We start from the raw sequence: 19,464 nt of genomic DNA on the forward strand, positions 1-19,464 counted from the left end.
GGGCGTGGCGTGGCGATCCACCTCGCGGTTTGATTCGGCGCCCCGCTTCGGAGGGTGTTCCGGCGGCTCAGTCGATGATCTTGAGGCTGACCGTGGCGTTGCTGGTCCTGCCGTCCTCGCTGAGCCGGTAGACGAACCTGTCACTCCGGCCGTGTACCGGGTTCGGGGTGTAGATGACGGTCCCGTCGGTGGTGACCTTCACCGTGCCGTACCGGGGCGGCGTCCAGATACTGACCTTGGCCCGGTTGCTGGCGTAGTCGTTGGCGACCACCCGGATGCCGGTCGCCTTGTGTCCGGGAACCGTCGGGTAGTCCCGGATCGCGACGGGCGATCTGACGAAGTCGCCGTTGCCGAGACCGATGAAGGTGGTCGTCTCGTCGGTCAGCTCGTTGTGTGTGATCACGTCGACCAGGCCGTCGCTGTTGGCGTCGCCGGTCTCCACCGTCCAGCTCGCGAAGCCCTCCACGTCGGTGTGCAGGTGGAGTTGGCTGCCGTCGTCCCGGACCACCACCACGCCGCTGAAATAGTCGGCGCAACCCTCGATGTACGCGATCACCACGTCCATCGCGTCGTCGTGGTCGAAGTCGGCGAGCCGGTGGGTGAGCGGACCGGAACAGTGCCGGACCGGTCCCGGCACCAGGGTCCCGAGACCGGTGGCGAGGTAGGTGGCGAAGCCCTCGCCCTGGTCGGTCCACTCGTAGATGTCCTGCCGCCCGTCCCCGTCGAAGTCGGCGGTGCCGATGAAGCTGGGCTGGAAGATGGTGTCGAACCCGTGGCTTATCCGGTAGTTGTCGAGCGCCAGCAGCGTGCTGTCGACCGTCGTCGGCGGGCCGGCGGACCAGGTCAGCGCGAGCTCGGCCGCCGGGTCGGCGTCGAGGTCGAGCCCTACCTCCATGTCCGGACAGTTCGGCTCGTCCGCCGGCAGGGTCAGGAACACGTACGTCTGCGGCGTGCCGAAGTCACCTCCGGGCAGCCCCAGGCTGACCGCCAGGTGGCAGCGGGTCCCGGTGGGCCCGACGGCGAGACCGAGCACCACCCGGTCCGGCCGGCCGTCCCCGTTCACGTCGGCGACGATGGCCTCTCCCGGGCCGCCCGCAGTGGCGTCCGGTGATCCCGCACCCGCCCAGACGGCTGTCGCGGCGGTTACCAGCGTGGTGGCAGTGGCGATCCGCCTGCTCCTCATGGCGGCCCTCCTCAGGTTCGCGGACCCGTCGGGAGCCGAGCTATCCGGTGAACCGCAGGTACACCACCGCGCTGCTCCGTCGGTCGTCCTCGGTGAGCTGGTACGTGAACCGGTCGGTCACGCCGTGGTTCGCCCGAGGTGTGTAGATGATCCGGCCACCGCTGATCACCCGGGCGGTGCCGTACCGGGGCGGATTCGTGATGGTGACCCGCACCTGGCTGGTCGCCTGGTCGTTGTCGAGCACGTAGATCGTCACGGCCTTCGTGCCGGTGAGCGTGACGGAGTCGGTGTTCGCCTTCGGCGCCCGGACGAACCGGCCGCCCGCGATACCGATGAAGTGTTCGACCGCACCGGTGAGCCGGGACTCGGTGCGGATGTCCGGTATCTGGTCGCCGTTGGCGTCGACCACCCGGGTGATCCAGGTCTCCACGCCGATCGGGTCGCGCTGGAGCTCCTGGGGCGTGCCGTCGTCGAGCACCACCGCGACCCCGCTGATCGGCGTCGGCGACATGCAGCGCTCGGTGTAGCTGTTGACCATGTCGGTCGCACCGTCGAGGTCGAAGTCCGTCAGCTCGTAATCGAACGGACGCGCGCACCAGCCCGCCGGTCCCTGGGTCAGTGTTCCGTTGCCCAGGTTCAGGTACGTCTCGATGCCCTGGCCCTGGTCGGTGACCGAGTACACGTCCTCCCGCCCGTCCCCATTGAAGTCGGCGGTGCCGAGGTAGTACGGCGCGAAGATCGCCGAGACGAGCCCGAACGACGGCTGGAACGAGGTGTCCAGCACCATCAGGTTGTACGGCACGGTCGGTGGCGGGCCCGGATACCAGGCCACCACCAGTTCCTCGGTCCGGTCCGCGTCCAGGTCGACGGCGACGCCCAGCTCGGGACAGCGGGTGCCCATGCCGGTGCCGCCGGGCCGGAGGTAGACGAAGGCCACCGGCAGCCGGTACTCGCCGGAGGCGGTGCCGTACTCCACGATCACCGAGCAGAGGTCGGGCCGCACCAGGCCCAGGGTGACCCGGTCGGTGAAGCCGTCCCCGTTGACGTCGCCGAGAACCTGGTCGCCGCGGCCGGCGGCCCAGACCGGCGCCGGGGCCGATCCGGCGACGCCGCCGATCGCGATCATGATCCCGATTACCAACGACATGGCGGTACGTCTGCGCCACATGGCGCCTCCCAGCTACCTCGAAGTATGCGCGCCGGCGCGGTTTGGGATGCGGCAGTGGACGCTGGCCGGGGCGTGTCCGTCCGGCTCGCCCGCCCGGTGGCGGCGACCGGGGTTCACCACGGCGGCTGGGCGGTCGGGAGTGGCCTCCGCAACGCCCGGGTCGCCGACCGCGAGCACGGCGATCACCGCACCTGGGCGTCTGCTCCACATAGTGCTCCCCCTATGTAGTGCTTTAGCGGGTCCTTCGGACCAACCCACATTTGGGACGCTAGACCGATTCTGGTGGTATTGACCGATGCTGACCGTGATCTGACAGCGGGCTTGCGGCATGTCGTCGCGGACGGGCCGGGCGCTGACGTCCGGGCCACGCAGCGCACCGGGCTGACCCGACCGGTCCGGTCGGGCGGGGTCGACGGTGAAAGCGGCTCAGCGGGGCTCGTCCGGCGGGAAGATGACGGTGACCACCGCGGTGCTGCTCCGGTCATGCCGCTGGAGCTGATAGGTGAACCGGTCGGTACGCCCGTGCTGCGGGTGCGGCCGGTAGAGGACCCGCCGGTCGGTCAGCACCTGCGTGGTGCCGTACCTCGGCGGGACCGTGACCACGACCCGGGTCTGCAGGGCCGCGTAGTCGTTGGCCAGTACGTCGATCGCCAGCGGCTTCACGCTGGTCAACCCGACGCGGTCGGTGTTCGCGTCGGGGCCCCTGACCAGGGTGCCGGTTTCGCTGCCGAAGTAGTACTCGACCGTCCCGGTGCTCAGGTTCTGGGTTCTGATGTCGGCGAGGCGGTCTCCGCTCATCTCGCTGACCTGCGTCCGCCAGCTCTGTGCACCGGTGGGGTCGAGCTGGAGTTGTTGGACCTCGCCGGTGGCCAGCAGTACCACCACGCCGCTGCTGCCGTCCGCGCAGGCGTCGGTGTACGCCACGATGCTGTCCATCCGCTGGTCCAGGTTCAGGTCGGCGTGCTGGGCCGTCGGCGTGTCCGTCGAGCACCAGTTCGCGAGGCCGGGGCTGACGACGCCGTCGATCACCTGGCTGGTGTAGTAGCCGCCCGGGCCGATGCTCCAGGGCGAGGCGACGCCGTCGCCGCCGAAGTCGGCGGTGCCGAGATGGCGCGGGGTGGCCTGCGGCGAGGTGTACGTGGTGATCGACCGGAAGTTGTGGTCGATGACGAGCCGGTTGTAGCTGAGACCGGGCGGCACGGCGACGCTCCAGGCGAGCCAGAGCTCCTTGAACTGGTCGTCGTCGGCGTCGAAGGCGGTGCCGATGTCCGGGCAGTCGGTGCCGATGGGGCCGCCGGGCCGTTCGTAGGTGTGCGCGATCGGCGGCAGGTAGACCCCGGGTGCGGAGCCGTGCTGGATGACCAGCGAGCAGAGGTTGGGATGGATGGCTCCCAGGACCGCCCGGTCCTGGACGCCGTCGTTGTTGAAGTCCGCCAGGATCGGCTCACCTGGCGCGGCCGCCCGGGCGGCCGGTGCGGTGCCGCCGGCCACGGCCACCGTTGCCAACACGATCGACGTGCCGATGCGCCTGCCCCACATGACGCCCTCCTCGTGCCGAAGTTCCGGATTGACCGCCGAGAGGATGTTCAGGAAGGTTAACCCCATTTTGCGAAGCCATTACGATTGCCGACCGTGATCTGACAGTTACTTCCTGTCAGATGGGTGCGATCGGCCGCGCCCTCGGTCGCCTTGATCGGTTCGACGGCAGGCTGCGTACCCTGGAAGACGTGAGCCCGCGTCGGAACCGCCCACGGCCAGCGGAGACCCCGCCGCTGGACCGCACCCGGCTGGAGCGCGGGGTCGGCTCGGTGCAGACCTGGCGGGACGGCGAGTGGCAGGTACGCAACATCCCTGGCAGCGCGGCGACCAAGACGTACCGCTGTCCCGGCTGCGTCCAGGAGATCCGACCCGGGGTGGCCCACCTGGTGGCCTGGCCGGCCGACGGGCAGGGCGACCTCACCGACCGGCGGCACTGGCACACCGGCTGCTGGCGCGCCCGGGACCGGCGCGGCCCGGGTGTGGAACGCTCGCGCAGCGCCCCCCGGTACGGGTGACCGGCGCCCGATCCGAGGGATCTTCGTCACGCTGTCCCGGGTTCGGTGCCCGGTACCGCCGGAGCGGGTAAGACTGATCCCTGTGAGTACAGCCATCCGCGCCGCAAGCATCCTGCCCGCCCGCCGGGAGGAGATCGAGCTGCACACCGCCGACGGCCTGCGGCTGGTCGGCGAGCTGGCCCTCCCCGCCGACCGCGAGCCGGTCGCCACCCTGGTCTGCCTGCACCCGCTCCCCACGCACGGCGGGATGATGGACAGTCACGTGTTCCGTAAGGCCGCCTGGCGGCTGCCGGCCCTGGCCGACCTCGCGGTACTGCGTTTCAACACCCGGGGCACCAGCAGCGTACGCGGCACCAGTGAGGGGACCTTCGACGGCGGTGACGCCGAGCGGTACGACGTCGCGGCCGCGATCGAGTACGCCGAGTTCGCCGACCTGCCGGAGATCTGGTTGCTGGGCTGGTCGTTCGGGACCGACCTGACCCTGCGGCACGGCTGCGACCCGGTGATCGCCGGTGCGATCCTGCTTTCTCCGCCGCTGCGCAGCAGCACCGACGCCGACCTGGCGCAGTGGGCGAGGGCCGGCAAGCCGCTGACCGCGCTGGTCCCGGAGTTCGACGACTACCTGCGCCCGGAGGAGGCCCGTCGACGCTTCGCGGTCGTGCCCCAGGCCGAGGTGATCGGCGTGCCGGGAGCCAAGCACCTCTGGGTCGGCGACGCCGAGACCGTCCTCGACGAGGTGGTCCGGCGGGTGAACCCGGCGGTGCCGGTACCGCTGCCGTCGCGGTGGGACGGGCCGATGGAGACCGGTGACGCCAGCGCGTACGCCGACCGGACGGTGGCGGCCTTCGCCGACCTGCCGACGCCGGACGCGCAGTGGGGCTGAGCGGGCTCTCCGCGTTGCTGCCTGGGCGGATCGAGCCGTGTCCGAGCGGGCTCAGCCGTCGGTGTCGGGAGTGCCGCGCGGCGCGGGTGGTACCGGTTCGGTGACCTCGACCGGGGGCAGGCCGGCCGCCGATGGCCAACCGGTCAGCCAGGTCCGGCGCTGCCGCCACACCTCGCGCCAGTAGCCGGCCCGACCGGTCAGCCGGGCCGCGGTCGCCCGGGCGGCGATGCCGATCCGCAGCAGCGTCCGGCCCAGCGCCGCCCGGGTGGGCGACCAGCGCAGCCGCTGGAAGGTGACCTGGCCGCGCAGCAGCATCACCCGCTTGCCCGCGCTGGTCGAGGCGGCCCCGCCGACGTGCAGCACCCGGGCCGCCGGTACCAGCACCGGGCGGGCGCCGATCTCGGCCGCCCGCAGGCATAGGTCGAGATCCTCGCAGTACATGAAGTAGTCCGGGGTGAAGCCGCCCAACTGGTCGAAGAGGGACCGCCGGACCAGCAGCAGGCAGCCGGAGGCGGCCGGCACCCGGACCGGCGCGGAGCGGTCCAGCCAGGGCAGCGCCTCCCGGTTGAAGAGCCGGGACCGGGGGAGCAGCTTCGACAGTCCGGTGGCGAAGCAGGTCAGCGTCCAGAGCGAGGGCGGGCCGAAGACCGAGTGGCCGTCGTCGCTGCCGTCCGCCCCGAGGGTGCGGCCTACGTAGATGCCGTGTCCGGGCCGGGCCCGGGTGAACGCCAGCAGCTCCCCGATGAGGTTGCCGACCGGTTCGGTGTCCGGGTTCAGCAGCAGCAGCCAGTCGCCCCGGGCCCGGGACGCGCCGACGTTGACCGCCCGGCCGAAGCCGACGTTGCGGGCCAGCCGGACCACCCGGGCCTCCGGGAAGGCCGCCGCGACCGCCGCCGCCGACCCGTCCGTCGAGGCGTTGTCGACCACGAGCACCTCGTACGGCTCATCCGGGCAGGCGGTGCGCAGCGTGGCGAGCGCGGTCAGGATCAACTCGCGGGTCTGGTAGGAGACCACGACGACGCTCACCGCCGGCGTCACGGTGCCGCTCCGGTGACGCCGCCGGCCGCCGAAGGGCTCCGGCTGGACTCGTCGCGCCCCCACCCGTTCCGGACCGCCGGGCGCCGGGCCGCCACCGCGGCCAGCACGGTCAACCCGACGTAGCAGAGACCGGCCGGCAGCAGCCACGGCCGGGGCAGCACCACGTCGACCAGCCAGGAGGTACGGCGGGCCCGGCGTACCCGGCCGTCGGCGGCGCGCAGGCTGGCGTTGCCGGCCCGGACCCGGCCGAGCCGGCGCAGCAGGTCGGCGGTGCGCCGCGGGGTGGCCACCACGGTCGCCACCCCGGCGACCTCCCGCTTCTCCGCCTCGGTGAACTGTCCGTCCAGGAAGAGGTCGTCCGCGACCACGTCGGGAAAGCGGTCGAACCGGGCCCGGCCGGCCGCCGACAGCGCGATCGCACCCCGGCCGAAGAGCGCGTTCCGGTACGCCGGATGCCGTCCGTTGATCGCGTAGTAGGTGCGTACCAGCAGGGGCCGCCCGACGGTGTCCAGCCGGCGGCGCGGCGCGGCGGCCAGGGTCCCCGGTACGGCGACCGCCGCGGCCAACGCGCGGGCCCCGGCGGTGTCGAGTGCGATGTCGGCGTCGAGGTAGATCCGGGGGAAGCCGTGCACCGCCTCGTCCCCGGCGTTCAGCGCGGCCGGCTTGCCCGGCTCGGGCAGCTCCCGCACCACGACCCCGGGCACCGAGCGGGCCACCGCCGCCGTGGCGTCGGTGCAGCCGTTCGCCACCACGACCACCTCGAACTCGCCCGGCTCGGCGTCGGCGAGCAGGGTCCGTAGGTTCCGGCCGAGCACCGCCGCCTCGTCGTGTGCGGCCACGACCACCGTGGTCACCACGGCGCCCGCCCGGTCAGCGCGAGGCGGATCCTCCGGGTGGCGTTGCGTCGGCGCAGCCGCCAGCCCTGGTATTCCCGCAGGTCGAGCGGGGCGGCCTGGACCACCCGGGCCGAGTGGCGCATCTGCTGCGTCCACTCGGCCACCGTCGTCACCCCGGTACGCCGGGCCGACAGCGGCCGGCGGGCCAGAAAGTCGGCGTCGGTGCGGTAGATGGTGTGTGGGCTGCGCGGATCGTCCATGTGGTCCTCGGGCAGGAACGGGTGGTACCAGCCGTTCAGCCAGCCGAGCCGGGCGGCCCGCAGGCACCAGGCGGTGAAGGTCTCGCCGCCGGCCAGCGGGCCGACCTGGTCGAGCGTCTCGCGCTTCATCAGATAGCCGCTGCCCTGCACCCAGTGGTTGCGGAACAGTCGGTGCCCGTTCGGATAATCGGCCAGCTTCGCCGCCACCAGCGTCTCGTCGACGTCCTCCGGTGGGAAGCGCCAGGTGCCGATCACGCCGAACCCCGGCACGTCCCGGTGCGCTTTGCGCAGGATGGTCAGCCAGTCGGGATCGGGCAGGCAGTCGTCGTCCACCTTGCTCAGGTACGAGCCGGTCGCCCCGGCCCAGAGCCAGTTGGTGGGCTCGGTCAGCCCGGCGTTGACCGGGCTGCACCGGAAGCGGTGCACCCGGGGGTGGTGCCGGAGTTCCTCGACCGCCTCCAGGGTCGGCCGGTCGGTGCCGTTATGCCAGAGCCACACCCGGGCGTCCGCCGGGCAGGTGTCGAGCAGGTGCGGCAGCGACAGCCGGACGTACTCCGGCCGGTCGTACGTGATCATGAGGATGTCGATCCCACCGTCGCCGGTCATCCGATCGCCTGCCTCCGCTCGGGTTCCCGGAGCTGGCCGCGGCTCACGCCCCGCTCCGTCATGCCTGCGTCGTCGCCGGCACCGGTCCGGCCCCGTCGGGCTGCCGGCCCGGACGGCCCGACTCGATCCGGTTGGTGCGTTCCGCCCTGGTCAGCCGCCACATCGCCCCGGTCAGGCCGAGCAGTACGTGCACCGTGATGAAGAACGTCGTGAAGTACATCGAGTCAAAGGTGAACCCGGACACGCCGGCCACCCCGATCGCCACCGCCAGCACCGCGGCCAGGTCGCGGTCCCGTTCGGTACGGGCGAACCGGCGTACCCGGCCGGCGACCACCACTCCGGAGAGGAAGAAGACGGCGAGCCCGACCACCCCGATGATGCCGCCCTGCACCAGGGTGGTCAGCCACTGGTTGTCCAGCAGTTGGTAGAGCTCCGGCAGGAAGGTGCCGACCCCCCGTCCCAGCCAGGGCCGTTCCTGGATGAACGGGGTCACGTAGTCGTAGTCCTCCACCCGGGCCTGCACGCTGGGATCGCTCTCCCCGGCGAGCAGCAGGGACTTGATCGCGGCCAGCAGGCCGGGCCGGGCGACCTGGATCAGGGCGGTCAGGAAGGCGCCGACCACCAGCACGTTGAAGGTGGTACGCAGCGGCCAGACCAGGACGAAGAGCAGGATCGCGGCGCCGAGGGCGAGTACGCCGGTGCGGGAGAGCGAGATCGGGATGACGGCGGCCTGGAGCATCGCCAGCGCGCCGTAGATCTGCCGGTCCCGCCGGGTCGACGAGAACCGGGCGAAGTGGATCGCCACCACCAGGCCGATCACCATCAGCACGCTGAACTCGATGTAGTGCCCGGCGGTGCCGGCGACCCGGACCAGCCCGTCGCCGCCCCGATCGCGGAACCCGACCACCTCCTTGTGGAAGGTGAGCAGCGGCGGCAGCTTCAGGTACGTGGTCAGGTCGATCCGGGTCACGAACTGCACCAGCGCGACGAGCGCCATGAAGGTGGCGCCCCAGCAGAACCAGCGCAGCACCTTGTCGACGCGATCCCGGGTCAGCACCCCGTCGGCGACTGCGAGCAGGATCCCGGCCCCGGCGAGCGCCATCAGCAGGGTCCGCTCGGCGCCGTTCGCCTCCAGCACCGGCATCCCGCGGCCCTGCCCGGCGACGTAGGAGAGGAAGAGGGTGACCAGGTAGATCGCGATCGCCCAGCGCATCGGCTGCCGGCCCCGGGTGACCAGGCTGGGGTGCAGCCGGCTCAGCGCCCACCAGACCAGCAGGCCGAACCCGACCATCAGTCCCGGCTTGCCCAGGTCGCTCAGCGGCGGGAAGACCAGCCGGAAGGGAAGCAGGTAGGCGAGCATGACCGACGCGATCACCGCTGTGGTGGCGTCCGGGAAGTGGTGTACGGCGGGGGTGATGCCGTCGTACACGGTGTCGGACCGCCGCGCGGATAGGTAGGTCGGCACGTCGCTCGTCTCGTCCGTGCGCCGTCAGCCGGCGCTCGTGGGCTTCCCGCGGATCATCGGTTCGGATCGTTCACGACGTGCCGGGCAGGGGCGGTGAGCAGGACCGTCTCCTCGCCGCCGGGCGCGGCCGGTGAGCTGGGGCGGCGGTCGTCGACCGGATGCGCCGGGGTCCGGTCGTCGGGGTCGGGCGCGGCGCGCCGGGAGAGGGACTGGGTCGGCTCGCGGCCGGGACCGGGGGCGAGCGGCGCGGCCCGGGTCACCGGAGCCGGCGAGACCGGCGCCGGTCGCGGCGGGCTGACGACCGCCTGGCCGGCGTTCCCGGCCACCGGGGTACGCGCATCCCGGCGCTGGCCGAGCCGGGCGCTCGCCCGGCGCCGGGCCACCGCGTCGCAGACCACGGCACCGACGGCGGCCAGCAGGAGGCCGATCGCGGTGATCACGACCTGTGCCCGCAGCACGTTGGAGCGGGACTGCACGATGTTCAGCCCGGGATCCAGCACCTCGGTGGTGATCTGCTCGCCCGGGTTGGGCTGGTACGGCGCCTGCTGCCCGGCGACCTCGTCGTGGATCAGCCGGGTCACCGCCTCGACGGTCTTCCGTGCGCTGTCGTGGCTCGCCGCCGTCACCGCCACGGTCAGGATCGAGCTGCGGTTCACCAGTCCGACCTCGTAGTCGGGGTCGCCACCGGCGGCCGCGATCCTGGTCCGGGCGTCGTGCGCCGAGGTGGAGATCTGCACGGCCTGGGCCATCGCGTTCTCACCGATGCGCAGCCACGGGTTGCCCGGCCGGGGTGTCGCGTCCGGGGCCGGTGCCGCCGTCGCGGTGGTCGGTGGCACGAGCAGGATCGCGACCTCGGTCTTGTACTCGGGCTGGATCGCCAGTCCGAACGCGAGTGCCGCGCCGAGCGTCACGACGACGATCGGAGCCGAGACGTACCACCGCCGAAACATGAGCTTCAGCAGGTCGAGAAGGTCCATCGGGCGGCCCTTTCGAAAGGCGCGGAAGTGCGTGCGGGTGGTCAGATCGGCAGACGCGCGGCATCGGCCCCGTTACCGTGTGAAACCTCGTTGTAGTCGCTGGGTGACCCGCGGAGCAATCGATCCCACAGTCGGATGTACGACTTCACCTGGTGGTCCCAGGCGAGTTCATCGACGAACCGCTGTCTTCCGGTGGCACTCATCGCGGCTCGGGCGCGTTCGTCGCTGAGCAGCTGGTCGATGGCCTTGGCGAATTCGTCCGGGCTGCCGGTCTCCACGTAGCTCGCGGCCGCCTCGGCGGTACGTCGGGTCTCCAACATGTCGACCGCGACCACCGGTACGCCCCGGGCGACGTACTCCACCGTCTTGGCCATCGTGTACATCTGCGCCATCCGGCTCGGCCGGTCCGGCTGGATGGCGACCGAGGCGGAGCAGAGCAGCGCGTCGACCTCGTCGGCCTCCAGCCAGCCGGTGAACCGCACGATGTCGTCCACTCCGCGCTCGGTGGCCAGCCGGCGCAGCTCCGGCATGCTCTCGCCGTCCCCGGCGACCACCAGTTCCCAGTCGTCGGTGCCGCGCAGCCCGGCCAGCCGCTCGGCGGCCAGCACGGTGGCCTCGACGTTGTCCTGCGGGTTGATCACGCCGACGTAGACGACCTTCTGCCGGTGATCGTCGGTCGTCGGGCCGTCGCCGTGTCGCACCTCCGCCAGCGCCGGCCCGTTGCGCACCACCACCACCTTCTCCGGCGGGCAGCCGCCCCGGCGCAGCGCCAGTTCCCGGAACGACTCGTTGGTGGCGACCACGGCGGTGGCGGTACGCCAGGAGAGCCGTTCGAAGAGTCGGAGCATCCACAGCACGCTCGGCCGGGGTTGGCCCGCCTTGCACTCGTAGAGTTCCGGGCTCAGGTCGTGGTGGTCGAAGACGAAGGGGCGCCCGAGGGCCCGCATCAGCAGCCCGACCAGCCAGAAGACGTCCGGCGGGTTGCACGCCTGGACGGCGTCGACCCGGGTCCGCAGCATCAGTCCGAGCAGCCGGGTGGCGACGGCGATCAGCGCCCAGGCGAACTCGGCGGCGAAGGAGAGCACTCCCTTGCCCGCCAGTGGTTGGGGGAACGAGTGGATCCTGGTGGCGGTGGTGCCGGGTAGCACCGTGAGCCGTCGCGGTCCCCGTGGGCAGATCACCGACGCCCGGTAGCCGGCCGCCTCCAGCGCCTGGCACTCCCGGATCACCCGACGGTCCCGCTCGGCTGGCAGATTTACCACCACGATGACCACGTGGGGGCGTTGATCAGCCATCTCTAACTCCCATCCGCGCAGCTCGGACGACGTTTTCGATGGAAGGTCGCGGTGTATGCGAATTCACCGCGACCCGAAATGAGCCTGCTCCCGGACTGTCCCGCCACCCGCCCGGTGCCTACCAAGACATTGCTCTACCGGCCCGGTCCGGGCAAGGACCGTGGATTGGCGGATGTGTCGAGTTACTTACAAGGTCACGACCGATCGTACGATTGTTCCTTCACTCGCTCATCCGCGTACCGGGGATGTAACACCAGTTCAGGAGCTGGTCAGCAGCGGTTCGGCGGCATCGGACGCGAATCGTCGGGGAAGCGGGGTTTCAATGATCTTCGTCCTGATTCGCGATTAGACGCAGCCGGGTGGCGGGTGTGGCGCCGGAAACTACTCTGTGCCGGCAAAGGTGAGCGCGGTTCAGAGTCGGTCGGAACTGTCGCTCGCCGGGTGGGGAGGACGTTGCGTCATGCGGTTGCGGCAGGGCTTGCGCCTGGGACTGGTATTGGCACTGCTGGCGAGCGTCCTGACGCCGCTGCGCGGAACCGCGGCGGCGGCGGTGACGCTGCCGACCGGGTTCCAGGAGCAGGTGGTGTTCAGCGGGCTGCTCCAGCCGACGAACATCGAGTTCGCCCCGGACGGGCGGATCTTCGTCGCCGAGAAGGGCGGCCGGATCAAGGTCTACGCGGACCTCGCCGACACCACCCCGACCGTCTTCGCCGACCTCTCCACCAACGTGCACAACCAGTGGGACCGCGGCCTGCTCGGACTGGCCATGCCGGCCGACTTCCCGGCGAACCCGTGGGTCTACGTGCTCTACACCTACGACGCGCCCCCCGGACAGACCGCTCCGGTGTGGAACGACACCTGCGGCGATGCCAACGACGGCCGCTGCGTGGTCACCGGTCGGCTCTCCCGGCTGCGGGCCAGCGGCGACGTGATGACCGGTGCCGAGCAGGTGCTGATTTCCGACTGGTGCCAGCAGTACCCCAGCCACTCCGTCGGGGACCTGCGGTTCGGTGCCGACGGCATGCTCTATGCCACGGCCGGCGACGGGGCCAGTTTCAGCGCCACCGACTACGGCCAGTTGGGCAACCCGGCCAACCCGTGCGGCGATCCGCCCGGCGGCACCATGCGGCCGCCGACCGCCGAGGGCGGGGCGCTGCGTGCCCAGGACGTCCGCAGCGGCGCCGACCCGACCGGCCTGGACGGCGCGGTGCTGCGGCTCGACCCGGCGACCGGTGCGGCGGCGCCGGGCAACCCGGCGATCGGCGCCGCCGACCCGAACACCCGGCGGATCGTCGGGCACGGCACCCGTAACCCGTTCCGGTTCACCATCCGCCCGGGTACCAACGAGATCTGGCTCGGCGACGTCGGCTGGCGTACCTGGGAGGAGATCGACCGGATCGTCGACCCGACGGCGCGGGTCACCAACTTCGGGTGGCCCTGCTACGAGGGCGCCGCCCGGATGGCCAGCTACGACAATGCCAACCTGAACCTCTGCGAGACGCTGTACAGCGGGGCCGGGCAGACCGCGCCGTACTACACCTACAACCACGCCTCGGCAGTGGTGCCGGGGGAGAACTGCGGTTCCGGCGGGGACGCCGTCTCCGGGCTCGCGTTCTATCCGGGCAGCGGCGGCAGCTACCCGGCGGCGTACGCGGGGGCGCTCTTCTTCGCCGACTACTCGCGCGGCTGCATCTGGGCGATGCGCCCGAGCACTCCCGGCGGGCTGCCCGACCCGACCAACATCCAGGCGTTCGGCCAGGCCGCCGCCGGCCCGGCCGACCTGGCGATCGGCCCGGGCGGTGAGCTCTACTACGCCGACCTGACCGGCGGCACCGTACGCCGGATCCGGTACTTCCCGGGCAACCAGCCGCCGACCGCGGTGATCCACGCGACCCCGACCAGCGGCCCCACCCCGCTCGACGTGACCTTCGACGGCACCGCCTCGACCGACCCGGACCCGGCCGACGCCGGCCGGCTCAGCTACCGGTGGGACTTCACCAGCGACGGTACGGTCGACGCCACCACACCGACCGCCACCTTCCGCTATCCGACCGCCGGCAGCCACACCGCGACGCTGACCGTCACCGACACCCTCGGCGCCTCGGCGAGCAGCACCGTGGAGATCCAGCCCGGCAACGCCGCCCCGACCGCCCTGCTGGACAGCCCGACGGTCGGCACCACCTGGCAGGTCGGCGACACACTGAGCTTCGCCGGTCGGGGCACCGACCCGCAGCAGGGCACCCTGCCGGCCTCCGCGCTGCACTGGCGGCTGCGGATGGAGCACTGCGAGTCGGTCGGCAACTGCCACACCCACCACCTCCAGGAGTGGGCCGGGGTGGCGTCCGGCTCCTTCGTCGCGCCGGATCACGAGTACCCGTCCTACCTGGAGCTGGAGTTGACCGCCACCGACGGGCAGGGCCTGTCGAACACGGTGGTACGCCGGCTCGATCCCCGGACCGTCGACCTCACCGTCGCCAGCAACCCGCCCGGGCTCCAGCTGACGGTCGGCGCGATCACCGGGATGGCCCCGTTCACCCGTACCGTGATCGTCGGCTCGACCAACACGATCAGCGCGCCGAGCCCGCAGACGGCCGGTGGCACGGCGTACTCCTTCACCGGCTGGTCCGACGACGGGGCGGCGACCCACGTCGTGACCGCGCCGGCGACGGCGGCCACCTACACGGCGACGTACGCCGGTGCGGTCGGCTGCGGCGCCGTACCCGGTTACACCTGCCGCACCGAGACCGGCCGGCCCTGGCGCGCGGCGGAGACCACCGTGTTGTCGCTGGCCGGCGACGACACGGTGACCCAGGTGGCGCTGCCGTTCCCGGTGCCGTTCTTCGGGCAGCGGCACAGCACCGCATGGGTCTCCGGAAACGGGTTCGTCTCCTTCACCGACCCGGGCGGGTCGCAGCCGACCAACACGGCGCTGCCGGCGGCCGCGGCGCCGAACGCGGCGCTCTACCCGTTCTGGGACGACCTGTGGGTCCGGGCGGACTCCAGCGTCCGGACCGCGGTGACGGGTACCGCGCCGGACCGCCGGTTCGTGGTGGAGTGGCGCAACAGCGGCATGTACGGCTCCACCTCGGCCCGGATCAGCTTCGAGGTGGTGATCGCGGAGGACGGTGAGATCGTCTTCAACTACCGGGACCTGAACACCAGCGGGCGGGAGCGGGGCGACTCGGCGACGGTCGGCATCGAGAACGGGACCGGTACGGTCGCGCTGTCGTACTCGGTTAACCAGCCGGTCCTGACGAACGACACCTCCGTGGTCTTCCGCCCGGACGGAACGCAACCGCCGGCAGCCGTCAGGGGCGAGCGCCGCCGCTCGCCGATTCCGGGCCGCTATTACGGGTAGCCGCCGTGCAAACGGCTGACCAGGGAAGCCGATCGACCGTTAAGGAACGTTCAGTCGGCTAGCCGCCCTGGTCAAGCTCGCGACAGTCGATCCCGCTACGGAGGGTGATCCTGGAGCGCGCGGTCGTCGATCCCTTCGGCGGCGCCGTGGAGGGAGGGCCGCCATGTCCCGTGCGGTACGGCGATTCTGGGCACTGAGCCTGGCACTCGGGCTGGGTGTACCGGTCGTGGTCGGGCTGCCTCCGTCCGGACCCGCACCCGCGGCGGCGCTCCCGGCCGGCTTCACCCAGCAGGTGGTCTACACCGGCCTGACCCGCCCCACCAAGCTGGTCTTCGCGCCGGACGGCCGGGTCTTCGTCGCGGAGAAGAGCGGCATCGTCAAGGTCTTCGACAGCCTGGCGGACAACACCGCCACCGTCTTCGCCGATCTGCGCCCAAAGGTCTACGACTACGAGGACCTCGGCCTGATCGGCCTGGCCCTGGCTCCCAACTTCCCCACCGACCCGTACGTCTACCTCAGCTACACCTACGACGGCGTGGCCGGCGGCAGCGCACCGACCTACCACGACACCTGCCGGGTGATCGGGACCTGCCGGGCAAGCGCCCGGGTCTCCCGGCTCCGGGCCAGCGGTGACGTGTCGACCGGCGCCGAGCAGGTGCTGCTGCACGACTGGTGCCACCAGATCGAGAGCCACTCGATCGGCGACCTCGCGTTCGGCCCGGACGGCGCGCTCTACGTGGCCGGCGGCGACGGGGCGTCGGCGACCTTCACCGACTACGGGCAGGCGGGTACCCCGTCGAACCCGTGCGGCGACCCGCCCGGCCCGGCCGGTGCCGCGATGACGCCCCCGGGCGCCGAGGGCGGTGCCCTGCGCTCCCAGGACATCCGTACCCCGGCCGACCCGACGGGGCTCTCCGGCACGCTGATCCGGATCTCGCCCTCCACCGGGGCGGCGCTGCCGGACAACCCACTGGCGGCGAGCAGCGACCCGAACAACCGGCGCATCGTCGCGTACGGGCTGCGCAACCCGTACCGCTGGACGTTCCGGCCGGGCAGCAACGAGATCTGGCTCGGCGACGTCGGCTGGCGTACCTGGGAGGAGCTCAACCGGGTGGTCGACCCGGCGGTCGGGCCGGTCCGCAACTACGGCTGGCCGTGCTACGAGGGAAACGCCCCGCAGGGTGGCTACAACGCGGCGAACCTGTCGCTCTGCGAGACCCTCTACACCCAGCCCGCCGGCATGGTCATCCCGCCCTACTACACCTACCAGCACAGCCAGCAGGTCGCGGTCGGCGACGGCTGCCGGACCGGCGGCTCCTCCCCGGCCGGAGTGGCCTTCTACCCGACCAGCGGCGGCGGCTACCCGGCGGCGTACGCCGGGGCGCTCTTCTTCGCCGACTACTCCCGGGGCTGCGTCTGGGCGATGCGGAGCGGCGCCGACGGGCTGCCCGACCCGGGCCGGATCGTGCCGTTCGCGATCGCGCCCGGCGTGGTGGACCTGCGGATCGGCCCGGAGAACGACCTCTACTACGTCGACCTGCTCGGCGGCACCGTGCGCCGGTTCCACCACAGCACCGGCAACCGGCCGCCGCACGCCGTCGCCGAGGCGACCCCGACCAGCGGACGGGCCCCGCTGACGGTTTCCTTCGACGCCGTCGGTTCGACCGACCCGGACCCGGGCGACATCCTGGAATACCAGTGGGACTTCACCGGCGACGGCACCGTGGACGCGACCGGGCTGAACGTGACCCACCGGTACCCCTCGGTCGGCACCTACACCGCCCGGCTGCGGGTGGTCGACTTCGCCGGGCTCAGCGACACCGCGACGGTACAGGTCAGGGTCGGCACCAGCGCCCCGGTGCCGGTGATCGACCAACCGACCGCGGCGCTGCGCTGGGCGACCGGCCAGACGGTCACGTTCAGCGGCGGGGCCACCGATCCGCAGCAGGGCCGGCTGCCGGCCTCGGCGCTGCGTTGGACGCTTGTCAACATGCACTGCAGCACGCCGGAGAACTGCCACAGCCATCCGGTCCGCGAGGTGACCGGGGTGGCCACCGGCACGTTCCTCGCCCCGGACCACGAGTACCCGTCCTATTTGGAGCTGACGCTGACCGCCACCGACAGCGGTGGGCTGACCGGCAGCACCACGCTGCGGCTGGACCCGAGGACCGTGCAGCTCAAGCTCGCCACCCGCCCCGCCGGGCTGCGGGTCAACCTCAACGGGCGGAGCCTCACCACCCCGAACGCCGTACAGGTGATCGTCGGCTCGACCAACACGGTCAGCGCGCCCGGACCGCAGCGGCTCGGGCCGGCGACGTACACCTTCCAGAGCTGGGCGGACGGGGGCGCCGCGACCCACGTGATCACGGCGCCGGCCGCCACCACGGCGAGCTACACCGCCAGCTACGACGGCGCACCGGGTAGCTGCGCGGACGGCTTCGGCTACACGTGTACGACGCAGCCCGGCCGGGCGTACCTGCCGGCCGGCCCCGGCGAGCTGCCGTTGGCCGGGGACAACGACACCGCGTCCGTGGCGCTGCCGTTCCCGTTCCCGTACTACGGGCAGCACCACTCCAGGGCGTGGGTGGACGTCAACGGCATACTGTCCTTCGTGGATCCACGCGGCTCCTGGCCGGCGAACCGGGCGCTGCCGCACGCCACGACACCGAACGCCGCGCTCTACCCGTTCTGGGACGACCTGGTGATGCACCCGGAGTCCCGGGTCCGGACCGCCGTGTCGGGCGCCGCGCCGGACCGGCAGTTCGTGGTCGAGTGGAAGGACGTGGGACTCTCCGGCGCGCCTTCCGCCCGGATCAGCTTCCAGGTGGTGCTCTCCGAATGGGGCCAGATCGTCTTCAACTACACCGCGTTGAACGCCGGACGGGAGCTGGGCAACTCGGCAACCATCGGCATCGAGAACCCCACCGGCACCGACGCGGCCCAGTACTCGGTGAACCAACTGGTGCTGGCGAACGGCAGGGCGATCATCTTCACCCCACCGGCCTCGGTCCCGGGGACGGCCCGAGTTCCCTGCTCGGAGCTCCGTCGGGTGTCGTGTAACGCGGTGTAGGCGCCGTAGTCGACTCCGACGGTGACGTCAGTCCTGCCACGACGTCGGGGGTGGGCGAAGGGTGCCACCGGCTGGAGGGGTCGGTCAGCGGGCGATGCTGGCGGTCTTGACTCCGGCGACGAAGGCGGACCAGGCGTACGGCGCGAAGGCGAGGACTGGCCCGGTCCGGTCCTTGGTATCGCGTACGGCGACGACGTCGGCCAGGTTGTCGGCGACCTCGACGCATTCGCCACCGTTGTCCCCACTGCGAGTGCTCTTGCGCCACTGGGCGCCGGTCACGTCAACCATGATGGACCTCCCCAACGATTTTCTCGATCATGTGCCTCGATTGTCCCTCATCCAAGGCGAGTGCGGTCAGCCCGGCCCAGACGGATTCGTAGGCTGCCAGTTCGCTTGGCCGGTCGAGATAGAGCGCCCCGGTCAGCGACTCGCAATAGACGATGGGCGGCTCCGGAGTGTTCCGGTTGCCGGGTGGGAAGTTGAGCATGACGAACGTGCCGGCGACGGCGCCGTAGTGCAGCCCGGCTGCCAGCGGTAGCACCCGGATCGAGACGTTGGGTCGAGCACCTACGTCCAGCAGATGGCGAAGCTGGCCAGCCATCGTCTCGCGGCTGCCCACGATCCGCAGCAAAGCCGCCTCGTGAATGATCAGTTCGAGCCCGGGCGCAGACGGCAACCGTCGGGTCAGTAGCGACTGTCGTTGCAGCCGAACCTCGACCAGCCTGTCTCGCTCCTCATCGCTCATTGTTGACCGGTGCTGGTAGACCGCCAGTGCGTAGTCCCTGGTCTGGAGCATGCCCGGCACCATCGCGTCATAGAAGAACCGGAGTCGGGAGGCGACCGCTTCGAGGCCGACGTACAGCTCGAACCACTCGGGGATGGCGTCGCCGTACGCGTGCCACCAGCCCTTGGCCTTGGTCTGGCTGGCCAGCCCGACCAGCGCGGTGACCAGGTCCGGCCGCACGTCGTAGAGCGCGCACATCGCCTGGACGTCGAGCGAGCGGACCACGCCGAGCCCACTCTCGATCCGCCAGACCTTCTGCCGGCTGCACTCCAGCGCCTCGGCCGCCGCGTCAAGGGTCACCCCGGCCTCGGTGCGGAGCTGCTTGAGCGTTCGGCCGAGCTGGCGGCGTGGCACGGTCGAACCCATGTCCTCGGTCATTTGATCACTCCCGCGTTCGATTCTGCAACATCCTGCCGCCTCCGATGAAACGTCTATCTGTTGACCATAGGTAAGTCAATAGACGATGGGCGGCTTCTCCCGAGAGTTC

The 19,464-nt window shown here is 71.4% G+C and carries 15 protein-coding genes; 4 read left to right on the forward strand and 11 right to left on the reverse strand.

The annotated features are described in order from the left end of the window. Positions 1-67 precede the first annotated feature (67 nt). The 3 genes from ABNF97_RS08055 to ABNF97_RS08065 all read right to left on the reverse strand — a co-directional run bounded on the left by ABNF97_RS08055 (position 68) and on the right by ABNF97_RS08065 (position 3,956). Entirely contained in the window at positions 68-1,183 is a 1,116-nt protein-coding gene (locus ABNF97_RS08055) for an FG-GAP-like repeat-containing protein (protein ID WP_349338116.1), read from the reverse strand. Positions 1,184-1,223: 40 nt separating this feature from the next. Further along, entirely contained in the window at positions 1,224-2,330 is a 1,107-nt protein-coding gene (locus ABNF97_RS08060) for an Ig-like domain-containing protein (RefSeq protein ID WP_349338117.1), read from the reverse strand. A 447-nt stretch (positions 2,331-2,777) separates the two neighbouring features. Beyond that, on the reverse strand, positions 2,778-3,956 hold the full coding sequence (locus ABNF97_RS08065; RefSeq protein ID WP_349338118.1) for an Ig-like domain-containing protein: 1,179 nt from the start codon (positions 3,954-3,956) through the stop codon (positions 2,778-2,780). A gap of 122 nt (positions 3,957-4,078) precedes the next feature. Here ABNF97_RS08065 and ABNF97_RS08070 point away from each other — a divergent pair, with 122 nt between their 5' ends. Further along, a complete protein-coding gene (locus ABNF97_RS08070) occupies positions 4,079-4,405 on the forward strand; it encodes an Rv1322 family protein (protein ID WP_130462228.1) in 327 nt (108 codons plus the stop codon). Between the two features lie 82 nt (positions 4,406-4,487). Continuing rightward, positions 4,488-5,288, forward strand: coding sequence for an alpha/beta hydrolase (locus ABNF97_RS08075; protein WP_349338119.1), 801 nt, complete (start codon positions 4,488-4,490; stop codon positions 5,286-5,288). 51 nt (positions 5,289-5,339) lie between these two features. Here the strand turns inward: ABNF97_RS08075 and ABNF97_RS08080 are convergent, their stop codons facing one another. From ABNF97_RS08080 to ABNF97_RS08105, 6 genes are read right to left on the reverse strand one after another with little or no spacing between them, the layout of a single operon-like run. Then, the gene (locus ABNF97_RS08080) at positions 5,340-6,314 is read right to left on the reverse strand and encodes a glycosyltransferase family 2 protein (RefSeq protein WP_349338120.1); all 975 of its coding nucleotides are present in this window, start codon (positions 6,312-6,314) and stop codon (positions 5,340-5,342) included. An 8-nt stretch (positions 6,315-6,322) separates the two neighbouring features. After that, the gene (locus ABNF97_RS08085) at positions 6,323-7,180 is read right to left on the reverse strand and encodes a glycosyltransferase (RefSeq protein WP_349338121.1); all 858 of its coding nucleotides are present in this window, start codon (positions 7,178-7,180) and stop codon (positions 6,323-6,325) included. After that, a complete protein-coding gene (locus tag ABNF97_RS08090; RefSeq protein WP_349338122.1) occupies positions 7,177-8,028 on the reverse strand; it encodes a glycosyltransferase family 2 protein in 852 nt (283 codons plus the stop codon). The genes ABNF97_RS08085 and ABNF97_RS08090 overlap by 4 nt, the downstream gene beginning before the upstream one ends. 58 nt (positions 8,029-8,086) lie before the next feature. Then, entirely contained in the window at positions 8,087-9,493 is a 1,407-nt protein-coding gene (locus tag ABNF97_RS08095; protein ID WP_349338123.1) for an O-antigen ligase family protein, read from the reverse strand. 53 nt (positions 9,494-9,546) lie between these two features. Then, positions 9,547-10,470 carry a hypothetical protein gene (locus ABNF97_RS08100; RefSeq protein ID WP_349338124.1) on the reverse strand — a complete coding sequence of 308 codons (924 nt, stop codon included), beginning with the start codon at positions 10,468-10,470 and terminating at the stop codon, positions 9,547-9,549. Between the two features lie 41 nt (positions 10,471-10,511). After that, complete coding sequence (locus ABNF97_RS08105; protein WP_349338125.1) at positions 10,512-11,765, reverse strand: glycosyltransferase family 4 protein; 1,254 nt, start codon at positions 11,763-11,765, stop codon at positions 10,512-10,514. Positions 11,766-12,225: 460 nt separating this feature from the next. Here ABNF97_RS08105 and ABNF97_RS08110 point away from each other — a divergent pair, with 460 nt between their 5' ends. Both ABNF97_RS08110 and ABNF97_RS08115 read left to right on the forward strand, forming a co-directional pair. Continuing rightward, the gene (locus ABNF97_RS08110; RefSeq protein ID WP_349338126.1) at positions 12,226-15,123 is read left to right on the forward strand and encodes an NIDO-like domain-containing protein; all 2,898 of its coding nucleotides are present in this window, start codon (positions 12,226-12,228) and stop codon (positions 15,121-15,123) included. Between the two features lie 163 nt (positions 15,124-15,286). Then, positions 15,287-18,193, forward strand: coding sequence for an NIDO-like domain-containing protein (locus ABNF97_RS08115; protein WP_349338127.1), 2,907 nt, complete (start codon positions 15,287-15,289; stop codon positions 18,191-18,193). An 84-nt stretch (positions 18,194-18,277) separates the two neighbouring features. Here ABNF97_RS08115 and ABNF97_RS08120 read toward each other — a convergent pair whose 3' ends face one another. After that, on the reverse strand, positions 18,278-18,481 hold the full coding sequence (locus tag ABNF97_RS08120) for a DUF397 domain-containing protein (protein WP_130462238.1): 204 nt from the start codon (positions 18,479-18,481) through the stop codon (positions 18,278-18,280). Next, positions 18,474-19,355: a helix-turn-helix domain-containing protein gene (locus tag ABNF97_RS08125; RefSeq protein ID WP_349338128.1), complete on the reverse strand. Its 882-nt coding sequence runs from the start codon at positions 19,353-19,355 to the stop codon at positions 18,474-18,476. The genes ABNF97_RS08120 and ABNF97_RS08125 overlap by 8 nt, the downstream gene beginning before the upstream one ends. Between the last annotated feature and the right edge of the window lie 109 nt (positions 19,356-19,464).

This window comes from Plantactinospora sp. B6F1 (genome assembly GCF_040120695.1).
In the GTDB taxonomy this organism is placed as follows: Bacteria; Actinomycetota; Actinomycetes; order Mycobacteriales; family Micromonosporaceae; genus Plantactinospora.